This window comes from Paenarthrobacter sp. NyZ202, assembly GCF_049860755.1.
GTDB lineage: Bacteria > Actinomycetota > Actinomycetes > Actinomycetales > Micrococcaceae > Arthrobacter.
The window spans coordinates 4304725-4319813 of sequence record NZ_CP187556.1; the positions used below are offsets into that span (position 1 = coordinate 4304725).

The 15089-nt window shown below is 64.8% G+C and carries 13 protein-coding genes and 1 pseudogene; 3 read left to right on the forward strand and 11 right to left on the reverse strand.

The features are described from left to right. The first annotated feature begins 46 nt into the window (after nt 1–46). A complete protein-coding gene (locus ACPFL9_RS19945) occupies nt 47–1948 on the forward strand; it encodes a glycoside hydrolase family 15 protein (protein ID WP_426004766.1) in 1902 nt (633 codons plus the stop codon). A gap of 1 nt (nt 1949) precedes the next feature. Here the strand turns inward: ACPFL9_RS19945 and ACPFL9_RS19950 are convergent, their stop codons facing one another. Together ACPFL9_RS19950 and ACPFL9_RS19955 are read right to left on the reverse strand one after the other, a co-directional pair. Beyond that, nucleotides 1950–2114: a hypothetical protein gene (locus ACPFL9_RS19950; protein ID WP_426004767.1), complete on the reverse strand. Its 165-nt coding sequence runs from the start codon at nt 2112–2114 to the stop codon at nt 1950–1952. A 177-nt stretch (nt 2115–2291) separates the two neighbouring features. Next, nucleotides 2292–2567, reverse strand: a pseudogene (locus tag ACPFL9_RS19955) (YsnF/AvaK domain-containing protein); the annotation flags it as partial. A 571-nt stretch (nt 2568–3138) separates the two neighbouring features. Here ACPFL9_RS19955 and ACPFL9_RS19960 point away from each other — a divergent pair. Beyond that, on the forward strand, nt 3139–5235 hold the full coding sequence (locus ACPFL9_RS19960) for a DUF222 domain-containing protein (RefSeq protein ID WP_426004768.1): 2097 nt from the start codon (nt 3139–3141) through the stop codon (nt 5233–5235). 315 nt (nt 5236–5550) lie between these two features. Here the strand turns inward: ACPFL9_RS19960 and ACPFL9_RS19965 are convergent, their stop codons facing one another. Both ACPFL9_RS19965 and ACPFL9_RS19970 read right to left on the reverse strand, forming a co-directional pair. Then, nucleotides 5551–6738 (reverse strand): 4-hydroxybenzoate 3-monooxygenase, encoded by a 1188-nt coding sequence (locus ACPFL9_RS19965; protein WP_426004769.1) that lies wholly within the window; start codon nt 6736–6738, stop codon nt 5551–5553. A gap of 107 nt (nt 6739–6845) precedes the next feature. Then, nucleotides 6846–7586 (reverse strand): IclR family transcriptional regulator, encoded by a 741-nt coding sequence (locus tag ACPFL9_RS19970; protein ID WP_426004771.1) that lies wholly within the window; start codon nt 7584–7586, stop codon nt 6846–6848. 211 nt (nt 7587–7797) lie between these two features. Here ACPFL9_RS19970 and ACPFL9_RS19975 point away from each other — a divergent pair, with 211 nt between their 5' ends. Beyond that, a complete protein-coding gene (locus ACPFL9_RS19975; protein ID WP_426004773.1) occupies nt 7798–9075 on the forward strand; it encodes an MFS transporter in 1278 nt (425 codons plus the stop codon). A 40-nt stretch (nt 9076–9115) separates the two neighbouring features. Here ACPFL9_RS19975 and ACPFL9_RS19980 read toward each other — a convergent pair whose 3' ends face one another. From ACPFL9_RS19980 to ACPFL9_RS20010, 7 genes are all read right to left on the reverse strand, one after another. Beyond that, nucleotides 9116–9601, reverse strand: a complete 486-nt coding sequence (locus ACPFL9_RS19980; RefSeq protein ID WP_426004774.1) for an Hpt domain-containing protein — start codon at nt 9599–9601, stop codon at nt 9116–9118. After that, a complete protein-coding gene (locus tag ACPFL9_RS19985; RefSeq protein WP_426004775.1) occupies nt 9594–10367 on the reverse strand; it encodes a signal peptidase I in 774 nt (257 codons plus the stop codon). The genes ACPFL9_RS19980 and ACPFL9_RS19985 overlap by 8 nt, the downstream gene beginning before the upstream one ends. Nucleotides 10368–10561: 194 nt before the next feature. Further along, the gene (locus ACPFL9_RS19990; RefSeq protein WP_426004777.1) at nt 10562–11167 is read right to left on the reverse strand and encodes a TasA family protein; all 606 of its coding nucleotides are present in this window, start codon (nt 11165–11167) and stop codon (nt 10562–10564) included. 166 nt (nt 11168–11333) lie between these two features. Continuing rightward, the gene (locus ACPFL9_RS19995; RefSeq protein WP_426004778.1) at nt 11334–12794 is read right to left on the reverse strand and encodes a hypothetical protein; all 1461 of its coding nucleotides are present in this window, start codon (nt 12792–12794) and stop codon (nt 11334–11336) included. 101 nt (nt 12795–12895) lie between these two features. Next, the gene (locus ACPFL9_RS20000) at nt 12896–13759 is read right to left on the reverse strand and encodes a serine/threonine-protein kinase (RefSeq protein ID WP_426004779.1); all 864 of its coding nucleotides are present in this window, start codon (nt 13757–13759) and stop codon (nt 12896–12898) included. Beyond that, nucleotides 13756–14430, reverse strand: a complete 675-nt coding sequence (locus ACPFL9_RS20005; protein ID WP_426004780.1) for a hypothetical protein — start codon at nt 14428–14430, stop codon at nt 13756–13758. Before ACPFL9_RS20005 ends, ACPFL9_RS20000 begins: the two co-directional genes overlap by 4 nt. An 84-nt stretch (nt 14431–14514) precedes the next feature. Beyond that, the gene (locus ACPFL9_RS20010; protein WP_426004781.1) at nt 14515–15012 is read right to left on the reverse strand and encodes a MarR family winged helix-turn-helix transcriptional regulator; all 498 of its coding nucleotides are present in this window, start codon (nt 15010–15012) and stop codon (nt 14515–14517) included. Nucleotides 15013–15089: the final 77 nt, after the last annotated feature.

Below are 15089 nucleotides of genomic sequence, written 5' to 3' on the forward strand. Positions count from 1 at the left end.
AGTAGCGTCGGGCGTAGCCAGGACGCCGACGGAAGGATCTGATGCCTTGCCCAGGATTGAGGACTACGCGATCATCGGGGACCTGAACACCGCGGCTTTGGTGGGCCGTAACGGGTCCATCGACTGGATGTGCCTTCCGCGTTTCGATTCCCCCGCATGTTTCGCCGCACTGCTGGACACAAGCGAAGCCGGCCGCTGGCTGATTGCACCCGCCGGTGCCCCGGGCAACTGCACCAGACGCCGGTACCGGCCGGACACGCTCATCCTGGAAACCGAATGGGAAGTTGACGGCGGCGCAGTACGCGTCACCGACTTCATGCCCGTCCGCGACGACGCCGTGGACCTTGTGAGGATCGTGGAAGGGCTCTCCGGCGAGGTGGCCATGCGCGGCGAGGTGGTGCTTCGCTTCGACTACGGCCGGGTGGTGCCCTGGGTCCGCCACAGCAAACACGGCATCAGCGCAGTGGCGGGACCCGACTCCGCCTACCTCACCACACCGGCCCCCTTGCGGGGAGAAAACAAACACACCGTCAGCGAGTTCACCGTGCGAGCGGGAGACCGCATCCCCTTCGTGCTTCGCTGGGCTCCGAGCCACGAACCCGAGCCGCGGCGCATCGACCCCTTCAAGGCGTTCGACGCCACCGATTCGTTCTGGCGCGAATGGATCGCCAGGAGCGAGATGGAGGGCAAGTACAAGGACCCCGTGGAGCGGTCGCTGATCACGCTAAAGGCGCTGACGTACGCTCCCACCGGCGGGATCGTGGCTGCGGCAACAACCTCCCTGCCCGAACAACTTGGCGGGTCCCGGAACTGGGATTACCGCTTCTGCTGGCTCCGTGACGCCACGCTGACGCTGCAATCGCTCCTTGCGGCCGGATACACGGAAGAAGCCGCAGCTTGGCGCGAATGGTTGCTCCGCGCCATCGCCGGCGACCCCTCCGAGCTGCAGATCGTCTACGGCCTGGACGGCTCCCGCCGGCTTCCGGAAGCGGACATCCCCTGGCTGTCCGGCTACGAAAACTCCCGGCCGGTCCGCACCGGCAACGCCGCTGCACCCCAACTCCAGCTGGACGTGTGGGGTGAAGTCCTGGACGGGCTGTCACTGACCCGGGCTGCGTCACCGCCGGGCACCGTGGATACCTCGTGGGACATCCAGGTCGCGTTGATGGAGTACCTCGAAGGCGCCTGGGACAAGCCCGATAACGGACTATGGGAAATGCGCGGACCGCGCCGCCACTTCACGCACTCCAAGGTCATGGCCTGGGTTGCGGCAGACCGCATGGTCAAGGCGGTCAGGACCTCTGGCTTGCCCGGACCGGACGACCGTTGGGCAGCACTGCGGAGCGGGATTCACGCTGATGTGATGAGGAACGGTTTCAACGAGGAACTCAACTCATTCGTCCAGTCCTACGGCAGCAAGGAACTCGACGCCAGCTTGCTGCTGGTTCCCCGCGTCGGCTTCCTGCCGCACCGCCATCCCAGGGTTGCGGGTACCGTGCAGGCCATCCAGGAGCGGCTCACGGAAGATGGCCTCGTGCTGAGGTACCGGACAGAGTCAGGTCACGACGGACTGACCGGGCATGAAGGCGTATTCCTGGCGTGCTCGTTCTGGCTGGTGGATGCTTTGCTGGGACTGGGCCGAGGGGACCAAGCCACCGCACTGTTCGAGCGCCTGCTGTCACTCCGCAACGACGTCGGCCTGCTCAGCGAGGAATGGGATCCGGCCTCCCAACGACAACTGGGCAACACACCGCAGGCCTTCAGCCACTTCCCGCTGATCCACTGCGCACTGCAACTCCACCACGGCGAAGCCCACGGCAGCGACACTCCATTGCAGCGGCCCAAGCATCCCGAACGGGGATCCGGCCAACTGCCCAAGAACGCCATGCAGAGCGGCCCGGGCACGAGTCATCCGGCCCCGGAGAAGCGGCCGGAAACCAGTCGGTGACCTACGGCTCGGTCGTCTGCTCGTCAGGATGGGCGGACTCCGCTTTGTGCCGGGCCTCCTCCAGGTGCTGGTCGAGTTTGCGCTCAGCCTCGCGGCGGCGCTGGCCCACGGTGCTCATCTGCTGTGTGGTAGGTGAGCCCTGCTCCGTGTCCTGTTCCTTGTTCATGGCCATCCGATCTGCGGCCTTGCTGCGGTAGCAGCAGGTGGTGGGCCAAACGCCCGACGGCGACCTCCCGCCGTCGGGCGCTGACCCTACTGGTATTGACCCCACCGGTGGCGGAAATCCCGGGGCTGACACCCCTTGGCTTTGGACTCCGTCAGCCCTGGAGGGGGCTAGTGGGGGCTAGAGCCGACGGGTCTCGTCGGTGCCGTCCGTTTCGATGCGTTCCTTGCGGACTTCCTCGTTGACGGGGACGTTCTCCGTGACCGTGTCCTTCTCCAACCGGACCCGCTCCACCGGGACGGTTTCCTTTTCCACCACCGGACGCTCCTCGTGGAGGGTCACCTCGTGCTCACTCTCGGTCAGGTCCGGGCCCGAACGTGCATCACCGGCGTTGGCGTCCGTAATGGGCTCACGCTCCAGACGGACCTCCTCGCGCTGCACGGGAACCGTGGTGCTGGCGAGCATGGCGTCTCCTTGGAATTCGATGTGTGGTGCTTTTCATGTCCGGCGGCCTGCTTCACCGGTCTCAGTATCCGGGAGCGGAGTGGGATCGTGGAATCGATCGTTCTGCATCACGGATTGGTAATATTGTAAGCATGCTTAGTGTTTAGTTGGCAAGAGGGAAGGCAAAAATCGGGTTTGTGTTTCCCTCTCACGTCCCACCGGGTTTACCGGCGTTCCGCTCACATATCCCGACGGTTTTCCGGCGATCCGCTCGCACATCCAAACGGGTTCACCGGCATTCCTCTCACATATCCCGACGGGTTCACCGGCGTTCCCCTCGCACATCCCGACGGGTTCACCGGCGTTCCTCCCGGACATCCCTTCACCGGGTTTCGCGGCGTCCGTTCCGCCGGTGCTCCTCCCGGACATCCCTTCACCGGGTTTCGCGGTGTCCGTTCCGCCGGTGCTCCTCCCGGACATCCCTTCACCGGGTTTCGCGGTGTCCGTTCCGCCGGTGCGGTGGTTTTCCACATACGGGATGTTGGGTGGTTACATAGCGGCGGCGGGTTGGGAGGGTTGGTTCATGGGAATCAACGGACAGGTCGCGGCCCTTCGGGCAGGAACATCCGCCCTTGCTGTCCCCACACCCGCTCCCGCCGGTGGCGAAGTGGAGGAGGCGTTGGAAGAGGGCGCCGCCGCCCTCGAAGCCCTGCGGAGCGCGGCCGGTTCGGCGGCACGGCTGTTCGATGTCCAAGAGGCCGCTGACTTCGCCGGCCGGGTCGAAGACCTCGCCCGGACCATTGGATACCTCCAGATAGTTGCAGCCCAAGCAGTCGAACGAACCCGCGAGGCAGCCAAACACACCCCACACACCACCACCGCTTTCGCTGCCGAAACCGCCGGCGCGGGTGCGGGGGCGGGTGCGGGGCCGGGATGGCGGACCGGTTGGACCGAAACCGACAACACCCTCGACACCGGCAACGCCCCCGACACCCCAGGCACCCCAGGCCAGGACCCTGCCGACCAAACCGGAACCATCCCGGCCCCGAAAGAAGCACGCACCACCGCCGGGGAAGGGAGCACCTCGGCCGAGCTGGCTTGGCAGAACAGGTCCGTACTCGATGACGGATACCGCAACACCGCCGAATTCCTTCGCGCCCGGCTGCGGATCGAGATCCGCGAAGCCCGGCGCCGCCTTGCCTTGGCCCACGACACCCTCCCCGGAACAACAATCACCGGCCAGCCAACCCCCGCCCGACACGAAGAGCTCGCCCATGCCCTGGCCACCGCCCAAATACCATCCCGCTCAGCAACAATCATCACCACCGCCCTGGACCAGGTCCGGCACGCCGCCCATCCCCAGACCTTGGCCGCCATGGAACACGCCCTCACCACCACCGCCACAGAATCCGACCCCGACTTCGTCGCCAAAATAGCCCGCCGCTGGAGCGACCGCATCGATCAGGACGGCCCCGAACCCACCGAAGAAGCCCTCCGCCACCACCAAGGCGCATTCATCCGCAAACCCCGCCACGGACTACACCACATCGAAATCTTCGCCACCGCCGAACAATACGAAACCCTCGCAACAGCCATGAACGCCGCCACCAACCCCCGTCTAACCCCCACCACGCCAAACAACAGCACCACCACACCGAACGCACCCGGCCCCACCCCAGAAACTCCCGGCACCACGCCAAACAACAGCACCACCACACCGAACGCACCCAGCCCCGCCTGCCTCAACGCCCAAGGCACCGGCACCTATCCAGCCGCCGACACCACCGCCGACACGACCCCCTCAGCAGTCGCAAAGACCTACCCCGCTGCCAGCAAACCCGCCCCGGCCACCGCGGCCGTCATCGAGCACAAATCCTTGGCCCACCCCGGCACCCCACCCCACCGAACACCCACCAGCCACAAGCAACCCACCAGCCCCACGCCCGGGCCCGCCCCGGAACTGGACCGCCGCTCCCGGGCGCAAAAGCTCCTCGACGGCCTCGTCGCCGCCTGCGCACTGGCCCTCAAAACCACCCGTCTACCAGCCAACGGCGGCCTCAAACCCCAACTCACCATCACCATCGACGCCCATGAACTCTTCAACCAGCTCCACCCCACCACCAAGCCCACCCAAAAACACCTCTCCACCGGAACCGCGACCTTCACCGGACCACTACACCCCAACACCATCCGCAAAATCGCCTGCGACGCCGACATCCTGCCCGTCCTGCTCGGAACCGACGGACAAATCCTCGACATCGGCCGTACCACCCGGATCTTCCCACCCCACATCCGCAAAGCCATCACCGCCCGTGATCAAGGCTGCGCCTTCCCCGACTGCACCATCCCCGCCCCCTGGTGCGAAGCCCACCACATCACCTACTGGTCACACGGCGGACCCACCAGCACCAACAACGGCACCCTTCTCTGCTCACACCACCACCACCTCATCCACAAAGAACAATGGAAAATCACCACCCGGAACGGCACCCCATGGTTTACCCCACCGCCACACATCGACCCCCAACAAACCCCACGCCGAAACCACCACCACACAAAACACGCCACCCACGACTCACCTACAAACCACACACCCACAAACCGCACACGGCAGGTGCCGGTGAAGGAGATCCCGACCACGAACAGCGGACCGCCGCCCGAACGCGGCAGGCCAGATTGACTCCTAAGACCTGCTCTCTGAAACAGACGCATGAAACAGACGCATGAATCAGACGCGCCAGGACAACACAGAAGCGCCCGACAGCCAGCGGTCACCAGAGGGTGACCGCTGCTGTCGAGCGCCTCTCAAATGGGCCACGAAATCAGGACACGAACCCGAGTCGGCCTAAAGCATTGCGGTCGTAGCCACCACACGAAGAGCATCGGGCCAGGAAGAGCATCGGGCCGGGAACAGCCACCAGACTCAACACGATCCGGGGGGGACTAAACCAGCCGCCGGACTTGTCGCCAACCATCAGGCCAGCAACCGCCGAACCTACCGAGAGCCCGGCCAGCCCGTGTAGGCCTCGGCGAGGTATGCCTTGCCATGCTCAGACGTGACCACCGAGTGCAACTCACCGAGTTGGCGGGCACGGTCGAAATCATCGGCACCAGGGACGGTGTGCAACATGGACGTCATCCAGTAGGAAAAATGCTGGGCCTTCCAGACGCGGTCCAAGGCACGGTCACTGTAGGTGTCCAGGAGCAACGTGGACCCGCTGGCATAGTAGGACTCCAGGCCTTCGAACAGCACCTTGACGTCGTGGACTGCAAGGTTCAGCCCCTTGGCCCCGGTAGGCGGCACGGTGTGCGCGGCATCGCCGGCGAGGAAGAGGTTGCCGTGCCGCATCGGGGTGTGCACGAAACTGCGGAACGGCAGTACCATCTTCTCGATGACCGGCCCTTCCTTGAGCTCGAACCCGTTGCCGTTCACGCGTTTGCGGAATTCCGACCAGATGCGTTCGTCATCCCAGTCGTCGACGTTTTCCTTCGGGTCGCACTGGAAGTACATGCGCTGCACCGTTTCGGTGCGCTGGGAGATCAGTGCGAACCCGTCGGCGGAATTAGCGTAGATAAGCTCGTCGGCGCTACGGGGCGCCTCGGCGAGAATACCGAACCAGGCGAACGGATACTCGTGGAAGTACCACTTCCGGTTCGCTTCGGGGATCTGGAACCGGCAGTGGCTGCGGGACCCGTCGGCGCCGACCAGGAAGTCCGCCTGAACCTCGAATTCCTGACCGTCTGCGTCGGTAAACCACAGCTTGGGCTTACCTTCAAGATCATGCACGCTGGTGTCCGTGACGTTGTACCGGACGTCGCCGCCGTCGGCCTCACGCCGCGCGGCCAGGTCCATGAACACGTCGGTCTGCGGGTAGAGCCACACGGACTCGCCCACAAGTTCCTTGAAATTGATGCGATGACTTTCGCCGTTGAAGCGAAGCTCGATACCGTCGTGCCGGTCTCCTTCCCGGAGTACACGGTCGGACACCCCGGAATCGACCAGCAGGTTGACCGTTCCGTGTTCGAGGATGCCTGCGCGCACCGTTTCGCTGATCTGCTGGCGGCTTCGGATTTCCACGACCACGGATTCGATGCCCTGTTTGGCCAGCAGGTGTGACAGCATGAGGCCTGCCGGACCTGCGCCCATGATGGCGACCTGGGTGGTGATGGTTGTTCTGGCCATGAGTTCCTCGCTTCTTTGCGCCCCGCCGAAGCAGCGGGCTGAGTCTGGAATCAGTGTGGACCAGACGCCGTGACCGACGTTACAGGGATTCCATTCAACGGAATCCTTCAGTCGGCCAGCAACCGTCCGATACCACGGGCAGCGGTCTGAAGCGCCGGAACCAGCGCCTGCAGCCGCACTTCCGCCAAGGGAACAACCACGCCAAGCGCAGCAACGGTTTTCCGCTTGCCGTTCATCACCGGCACCGCAATCCCCCAAGTGTCAGGATCCACCACGCCCGCAAGCTGCGCGTACCCCTGTTGGGCTGCTTCGGCAAGCAAGTGACGTACGACGTCGACACTCACCTTTCCGGTCGGATCCTGGAACTGCTTGAGGTACTCCGCCTGCAGTTCACGGGGCTGGTTGGACATCAACGCGAGCCCCGCCGAGGATATGTGGACCGGCATCCGTCCGGCAATCTTCGCCCTGTTCGCAACCGAACCGCGGCGGGAAAGGCGTTCGACGAAAAGCGCCTCCCATCCTTCAAGAACAGCGAGGTTCACGTTCTGGTTCAGGACCTGCTGGATGTCCTCCATGAACGGCATGGCCGCCTGGCGAAGGGCCAATGTGGGCGAGTTCCTGTTGACGAGTTCCCATAGCCGGAGCCCCAGCCGGACGCTGCCTCCTGCCCCCAGATCCAGCAACCCATGATGTGAAAGTTGCCGCACCAACCTATGGGCAGACGACAACGGCAGCCCGGATCGTTCGGCCAGCTCGGTCAGCTGCAGCGTTGTCACGCCTTCCGGGAACGCCTGAAGTATCCTGACCACGCGGTCCACCACCGAATCCCCCGATATCGAATTGGCCACGTTGCCTCCTTGCCTGCGCGCTCGCGAGCTTCGTGACGCGGACCCACGTCCGGCCAGTGCCTTGATCAGCACCCCGCTTGACTCACGATAGGCGAGCGCCTTCCATTCAATGGTAGAACGTGTGCTGCGCAACAAGTCCGGGTGATAGAACTCTCATAACTGACCGGCCGTTCTGGCGGGTCAACCGCTCATCACACTTACCGAGGACGCTATGCCAACGATGTCATCTTCCCGCCGCTCCCAATGGCCCGTCTGGCTCTGCTGGCTGGCCATGGTCCTTGACGGCTTCGACCTCGTGGTCCTGGGCACTGTCATCCCTACGCTCATCAAGACCGGCGACCTGGGATTCGATGCTGTAGGTGCCACCTTCGCAGCCACCATCTCCTTGGTCGGCGTCGGCCTCGGGGCATTGTTCATCGCACCCCTTTCGGACAAGTTCGGCCGCCGCAAACTGCTGATCGCATGTGTGGCCGGTTTCTCCCTGTTCACGATCGCCATCGCCTTCGCACCCAACGTCGCAGTTTTTTCGGTCCTGCGAATGTTGGCCGGGCTCGGCCTGGGAGCATGCCTTCCCGCCGCCCTCGCCTACATGAACGACTATGCGCCGGCAGGGTCGGCAGGGAAGTCCACCACCAGGACCATGACCGGCTACCACGTGGGCGCTGTCGCTACCGCCCTCCTGGCCATCGTCATCGTTCCCAACTGGCGGCTGATGTTCATCATTGGTGGCGTGGCGGGGCTGGTGCTCCTGCCGTTCCTGTGGGCCAAGCTCCCCGAGTCCCTGACGGAAGCAGCCCCTTCAGCGGCGGGTCGGGAGCCCAAGGCGAGTGCCGCCGTCGGGCATTCAGACGGCACCACAGCGGCGCCGAAGACCGGCTTCCGCGACCTGATTCAAAAGCCATACCCGTTGGTTGCCGTGGGCATCGGTATAGCGTCCTTCATGGGACTGCTGCTCGTCTACGGACTCAACACCTGGTTGCCGCAGCTGATGGCCGCCGCCGGGTACACCGTCAGCACGGGCCTGACCCTGCTGCTTGTCCTGAACCTGGGGGCCGTGGCGGGCCTGGTCCTCGCCGGTATCCTGGCCGACCGGCACGGTACCAAGAAGATCGTTCTGATGTGGTTCGGCCTGTCAGCGGTGTTCCTGGCGGTCCTCAGCGTCAAGATCCAAAATGAACTGCTGCTCAACGCCGCCGTGTTCGTCACGGGCATCTTCGTGTTCAGTTCGCAGGTGCTGGTCTACGCCTGGGTGAGCCAGCTGTTCCCGGCCAGGCTGCGGGGAACCGCCCTCGGATTCGCCGCCGGCGTGGGCAGGCTTGGTGCCATTGTGGGTCCCGCGGTGACCGGCACCTTGGTTGCCGCGAACATCGCCTACCCCGCCGGGTTCTACGTCTTCGCCGGGGCCGGGGTCCTGGCGGTGGCTGCACTGCTGTTGGTGCCCCACCACATCAAGACAGATATGGATGCCGTGCCGGCGGGAGAACGGTAACCGCCGGCACGACGACTGGAGCCCACGGCGGCCAGGGGGACTAGATCCCCCCGGCCGGCCGTGGGTTTGCTGCTTGGCCCTGAACCAGCGGAATTCCATGTGCCAAGGTTTCCCACGCCCTGCCCAGCAACTGCGGGCCGGCGGCTACGCATCGCTCGCTGTAGCTCTGGAGTGCGGGCAGCGCCTTGGCCACGAAGTCCAGGTGATGGGCCCTGATCATCAGCTCAAGCTCACGGCACTGATGTTCGGTTTCCACCGCGCCCACCATGGCTGATGAAACCTTCAGGCTCAGGACGGCGGTCATGGTTGCCTCTTCATCACCTTCGTCCAGCCCGCTGCAGATGTTCGAGATGCGGCCGGGCAGCATCGAGAGGTACATGGAGCACAGGCGCAGGACTGGTTGGGCATCACCGAGCTCGTCCGCCAGATGTTGAAGTCGACGGTCCTCGAAGACAGGCGTTTCGGCGGGGCTGTCGGCAGGACCCATGGTGCCGGGGGCCGGATGATCGCAAGGGAATTCAGACATCGCCGCTCACCTCCCGACCGGTGGTTCCAGGCGTCCCGTCCCGGGTAGTCCCGCGCGTCCCGCTGGGTCCGGGCATCTCGCTGGCCCTGCGCGCCGCGCTGGCCCCGGGCGTCCCGTCCGGCTTCGTGCCCCATATGGAGGCAAGCATCCCGACCACCAGGACAGCGGGCGCTCCGTACATGAGGGCATTCAGGACGACGGGCTCGCGCAGTGCACGAATGGCCGAACCGACGTAGGGAATCGTGGCCACGTGTTTGTCCACGGTTTCGCCCTGCAGTGTGGCGATCCACGGGTCGACGCCGTTGTTCGCGTCGCCCTTTGTTTGCACTGCCACCTGTCCGTCTGCAGCAGGGGTGATGTCCGTGATCCGATGGGTTTCCACCCGCTGGTCCTCCACGGGAATGTGGTAGGTGATGACGTCTCCCACCTGGAGATCGCTGATGCTGGTGGGGACGGTGACCACAACGTCGCCGGGGTTGATCAGCGGGGCCATGGACCCGGTCAGCATGGTGGACGTCTGATAGCCGAGGACCCTGGGACCTATCGCGAGGAACACGAACATCAGCGCCGCCACTACCAGCATGCACGCGGCGACGATCCTGAAGATTGCACCTGCAATGCGGTGGATACCGCCCCGCTTCATGGCTGCTTTGGGTGCCGCTGCGGACTGCTTCACAGCGGCGGTCTTGGGGGTAGCGCCAGTTGATTCCCCGGTGGAACGCCTGTCACGGAGGCCGGGGTGGTCCAAGCTTGTCAATGCGCTCAATGTCCTGCGTTCCTTCCTCTTGTGATGGCGGTGTTCTGCGATGGTCGGGGGCTGCGATGGTCGGGTTCTGCGGTGTTTAGGTTCTGCGATAGTCGGATGGAAATCCGCGATTGGTGGATTCACGGTTTCACCGGCGGACCTGGTCAGGCAGGGGGGAGGCCCGACCAGGCCCGACGGAGCCTGTGGTGGTGCAGCTACTTGACGGTTTCGGTGCGCTGGGTTCCGGTGAAGCTGAAGGCGATGGTGCTGGCGGCGCCTTGGAAGGTATCGGGGGCAGTGGCGGGGAACGAGGTGGTGACCTTCAGGTTGTCCGTCTTGGAGGATGCCAGTGAGGTCAGGTTGTTCAGGACCTTGTTGGCGGTGATCACGGGAGCGGAGGCCATCACGGTGGTCTTGTTGCCGTTGCAGGCGTAGGGTGCGGCGGTGCCCGTCCAGGGAACGCTGCAGTTTTCAATGGTGAGCTGCAGTCCGTGCGTTACGTCGGTGGTGAGGAGGGAGCCAGTGGCGCCGGCCGACGTCGTCAGTGTGATGGCGTTGAGGTCGGAGTTGCCGGTGTTTCCCAGGGTGACCAGCTTTTCCACCTTGTCTCCGGGGAGCAGCCCGGCCACCGGAACGCTGAGCGTGTTGGAGGTGCCGGATCCCAGCGCGATGGTGACGGTGCCGGCCGTGACTGCCTGGTTTGCCGACGTCGACGACGTGAAGGCACCGTAGGTGCCCATGCCGGCGACGGCGGCCGCGGTGCCTACGAGTGCGACCGACGCGAGGATCTTGCCGCTGGTGGTCTTCAGGCTGATGGCCATGTGGATCCTGTCCTTCCGAGAGGCCACCACTGCGGGCCGGCCGTTTCATCCAGCCTGTCCGGCTGACAGGAATTACTGTGCCGGGGCAGCATCAAGAACCGGTCCTGCAAACCCTCAACTGTTGCTCAGGAAATTCTCAAGACCCAGTGGCGAAGTGCGGAGGCTCTCAGGACGGCAACAATCCGAGCAGCGGGACGGTGACCGCCGTCGTGATGGCCATGGCAGCGGTGTTCCCGATCACCGGGTGGAATCCCTCAGGAAGGCGTGCCGACACCACGCGCGCAATAGGTGGCGCGAGTACCGCCCCCAGCACGGCCCCGCCGACGATGCCCTGCCACGAGCCATTGCAGGCGAGGACTGTTGCCGGGGCAACCGACACGACTGACGCGTAGGTCGCCGCCCACCCGCCGCCCCGGTACCAGCCGCGCCAGAGCACGATGCCCAGCGCAGAGGTGAGGGCCTGGGCGAACAGGATGTGCGGCAGCAGTCCCGAGCCGTACGCCGGGAGCGCCGGATTCAGCACGAACGCGATCGAGACCCCGGCGATCAACCCCAATCCCGCGATTCCGTTGGCGTAGAAGTGTGTCTCGGTGAAGTCCTTCAGGACCCTCTGCGCCGCCCAGCTCGCGTCGGCGCGCAACTGGTTGCCGGCGCGCACTTGGTTGCCGGAGGGCAGCTGGGTGCCGGAGCGCAGCTGGTTGCCGGCGCGCAGCTGGTTGCCGGCGCGCAGCTGGTTGGTGCCCGACGGCGGTGGGCTGGCTTCCGGTGCCGGGTCCTGCTTCCGCAGGACAAGCCAAGGCAGCCTGCGGGCGATCGCAAACGCCACCACCGATCCCGCTGCCATGGCCAGGACGTTGGCGACCACGGCAGGAAGACCGAGCGGAACAGAGACCGCGGGAATGAACAGCAGGGCCAAGGGCGTGGTGGTCAATACCCCAAGGACCGCCGCGGTGAGGCAGGTCAACCACCCGCGTCCGTACATCAGGACCATGGCGGGGGCCACACAAACCAGGGGCACAAACGTGGGCTGCCATCCGCCGTCGAGCATTTTGCTGAACGCAAGGTTGGACAAGAGCAGGCTCAGCATCCCCGAAGCCAGCACCCAAGGCCAGAGGCCGGTACCGTAGCTCAATCCGCCCCAGTGGTCGCTGCCGGCCTCGAGCCCTTTCCGGAGTCCGCGGCGTCGCCGTCCGCACCACCATGCCACGACGGCCCCGGCCAGCAGGCCGATTGCCGCGAGTTCCGATTTGAAGAAGAGCGGCTCGGTCATGTCGCCAAGGAACCAACGCAAGGCGGCGAGGGGTTGGCCGGCGGCTGCTGCGGCCCAGCCGTCGTAAGCGGGACCCCAACCGGGCGAAGCGGCCGCCAGCTTGGTGAGGGCCAGCGACAATCCCCCCACCAGCGCGACCACGCTGAACGCACCCAGGATGGTACCCAGTGCACCACGCTCCTGCGGCCGGTCACGCTGCGGCCTGCCAGACAGCGGTCGGCCAGGCTGCGGCCTGCCGGACAGCGGCCGGTCACGCTGCGGCCTGCCAGACAGCGGCCGGTCACGCTGCGGCCTGCCAGACTGCGGTCGGCCAGGCTGTGGGTGGCCGGTGGTGTCCCGGGCCGAGGAGAGCGTCATTGGTTACCCCCAAGCATGCGGATGCGGCGTAGATCGAATGCAGCGTATCCGAGCCGACGAGGGGTCCCCCATTTGGGGAGTTACGGGGGATTTGTGACCGGCTACCGGTTGATCCGGCGGAGCATCCTGGTGGCTTCTCGCGCAGTCGGCCGCGCTTCCGGGCTTGGATCCGTCATAGCGTGCAACACCATGGACCAACGCCGTAAAACAGTGCCCGGGATCCTTGGTTCAGTCAGCGTCCGGGCAACCATCGATTCAAGGGGCGGCCCGGGGAATGCTTTGGTCCCGGTGAGGCATTCGAGCGCCACCAGACCCAAGGAGTAGATGTCGCTGGCCGCCGTCGCCGGTTCGCCGGCAACTTCCTCCGGACTCAGGTAATGCGGAGTTCCGGACGAGGAGCCGGGCGCTTGATGGCGCGAACTCAGGGCGATGCCGAAGTCGGTCAGTCTGGCCTCGCCGTCGTGAGTCCTGCTGAAGTCCACCAGGATATTGCCGGGCTTCACGTCGTTGTGGATGACGCCCCTCCGGTGGACGTGGGCCAGTGCACTGGCGATGTCCGTCATCCATCCGGCTGTCCGCAGTGAGGACACCGGACCGGCGTGGGTAATGCTTCTGAGGTCTTGACCGTCCACCAGCTCCATTACCAGGAAGTTGCGCGCCTCACCGCTCCCTTGATCAAGGACGGCACGGCCCCCATCCCGGATCCGGACGACGTTCCGGTGCTTAAGCCGGCTGTGGATCTCCAGCTCCCGCCGATACGGGGCGTCGTCGCTGGGATCTTTGGCGCGGAAAACCTTCACGGCAACAAGGTTCGAGGTGCGCAGGTCCAGGGCTTCGTGCACATGGGCTTCGGATCCACCGCCCAGGTGCCGGCCGAGGCGGTACCTGCCGTTCAGTACCGGGTGCCCGGATTCAGGATCCGGACGGTGCGCCGGCTCGCTTAGCCCGGGATCCGCGAGCGTCACCGGACGAGGGTTTCAGCTTCGTGGGCCGGTATCCCCGCCAGCCTGGCCAGTTCCTGAGGCTCGACGCCGGCGTCGACAGCCTTTCTGAAAGCCAGTTCAAGCGTGTTCTGGGCGACTGTGAGCTCCCGCTGAAGGCTTTGCCGCCGCACTGCGGCAAGCCATACGCTGCTGACAGGGTCCACTGCGTCCATGTCCATGCGGAAACCGCAGTCGCATGCCCATTCCGGCCACACTGGCTCTACCGTGACCCACTGCATGGATTCGAAAGCCGGACCGGCCGAAACTGCCATGTTGGAGCCGCAGTGGACAGGGCCGGTGGCGAGCTTTTCGACGACGGCCAGCTCCCCGGCGTCGACCGTGCCCAACGCCGTCCCGGCGGTTTCCAGAATCTTTCCGGCAAGCGCAACACCATCTGCAAGGGCAACCTCGCCAGCAAGCGCAACACCATCTCCAAGAGCAACCTCCTCGCTCCTTGCCACCCCCTCGACGGCCTCATCGACAGCAGCAGCCAGATCGCCTCCGGGCGCGGCTTCTTCTTCGATGGTTGATTCGTCCAGAAGCGGAACGTCACCCTCCGGACCATCCCCGGCATCCGTCGACGGAACGGTTTGGGTATTCTGGACTTCCTGGACTTCCGGTGAGGAATTCGGCTCACGCAGCACTGCTGTCATCGGTACTCCCACTGGCTAGATTCCTAAGTAGCTTGGCAATCTAGTTATATGCTTACTTAGCATTAATGTCCAATGAGGATCTCTTCAGCTGCCGATCTCATCAATGGCGGCCCGCATGCGGCGCAGGAAAGCGGTCACCAAGGCTGCCTCCTCCCCCGACAGCGACTCCGCGACTTCCATCATGCGCTGATGCATGTCACGCAGCGTATTCCGCACCTCCTGGTCTGCGCCAGGAGTAGAGCGCAGGATCAAGGCGCGACGGTCCGTCGGATGAGGCTCCCTGGTCACGTACCCCGACTTCACCAGCCGATCCACCAGGGAGGTCATCGAGGCCGAGGTGACGCCCAGCCTGACAGCGAGTTCCTTGGGCCCCATGTCCTTGCCGGCCCTTTCGGCCTCCAGCAAATACCGAAGGGCAATCAGGTCCGTTTCCCCCATGCCCATGGCAGTCCGGGTCCGTCTGCGCATCGCAGCCTCGGCGGCCCGGTAATCCCTGAGTTCGTTGAGGACGTCGACAGCATCGGCCTGCGGACGGTCGGCCGTGCCGTACCAATAACCCAGCGTCGCGCTTCTGTTGCTCATCACCAACCCCTTGATAGACATATATCTTGACTGTCTAAGCAATTGATTTTAGGCGCAACAGGTCCCTGCACTCAAAC

Coding starts and splice junctions, on each gene's coding strand:
- ACPFL9_RS20005 (WP_426004780.1), bottom strand. CDS start 14,430: ATGACAGCAGTGCTGCGTGAGCCGAATTCCTCACCGGAAGTCCAGGAA.
- ACPFL9_RS19990 (WP_426004777.1), bottom strand. CDS start 11,167: ATGGCCATCAGCCTGAAGACCACCAGCGGCAAGATCCTCGCGTCGGTC.
- ACPFL9_RS19950 (WP_426004767.1), bottom strand. CDS start 2,114: ATGAACAAGGAACAGGACACGGAGCAGGGCTCACCTACCACACAGCAG.
- ACPFL9_RS19995 (WP_426004778.1), bottom strand. CDS start 12,794: ATGACGCTCTCCTCGGCCCGGGACACCACCGGCCACCCACAGCCTGGC.
- ACPFL9_RS19960 (WP_426004768.1), top strand. CDS start 3,139: ATGGGAATCAACGGACAGGTCGCGGCCCTTCGGGCAGGAACATCCGCC.
- ACPFL9_RS20010 (WP_426004781.1), bottom strand. CDS start 15,012: ATGAGCAACAGAAGCGCGACGCTGGGTTATTGGTACGGCACGGCCGAC.
- ACPFL9_RS19965 (WP_426004769.1), bottom strand. CDS start 6,738: ATGGCCAGAACAACCATCACCACCCAGGTCGCCATCATGGGCGCAGGT.
- ACPFL9_RS19975 (WP_426004773.1), top strand. CDS start 7,798: ATGCCAACGATGTCATCTTCCCGCCGCTCCCAATGGCCCGTCTGGCTC.
- ACPFL9_RS19980 (WP_426004774.1), bottom strand. CDS start 9,601: ATGTCTGAATTCCCTTGCGATCATCCGGCCCCCGGCACCATGGGTCCT.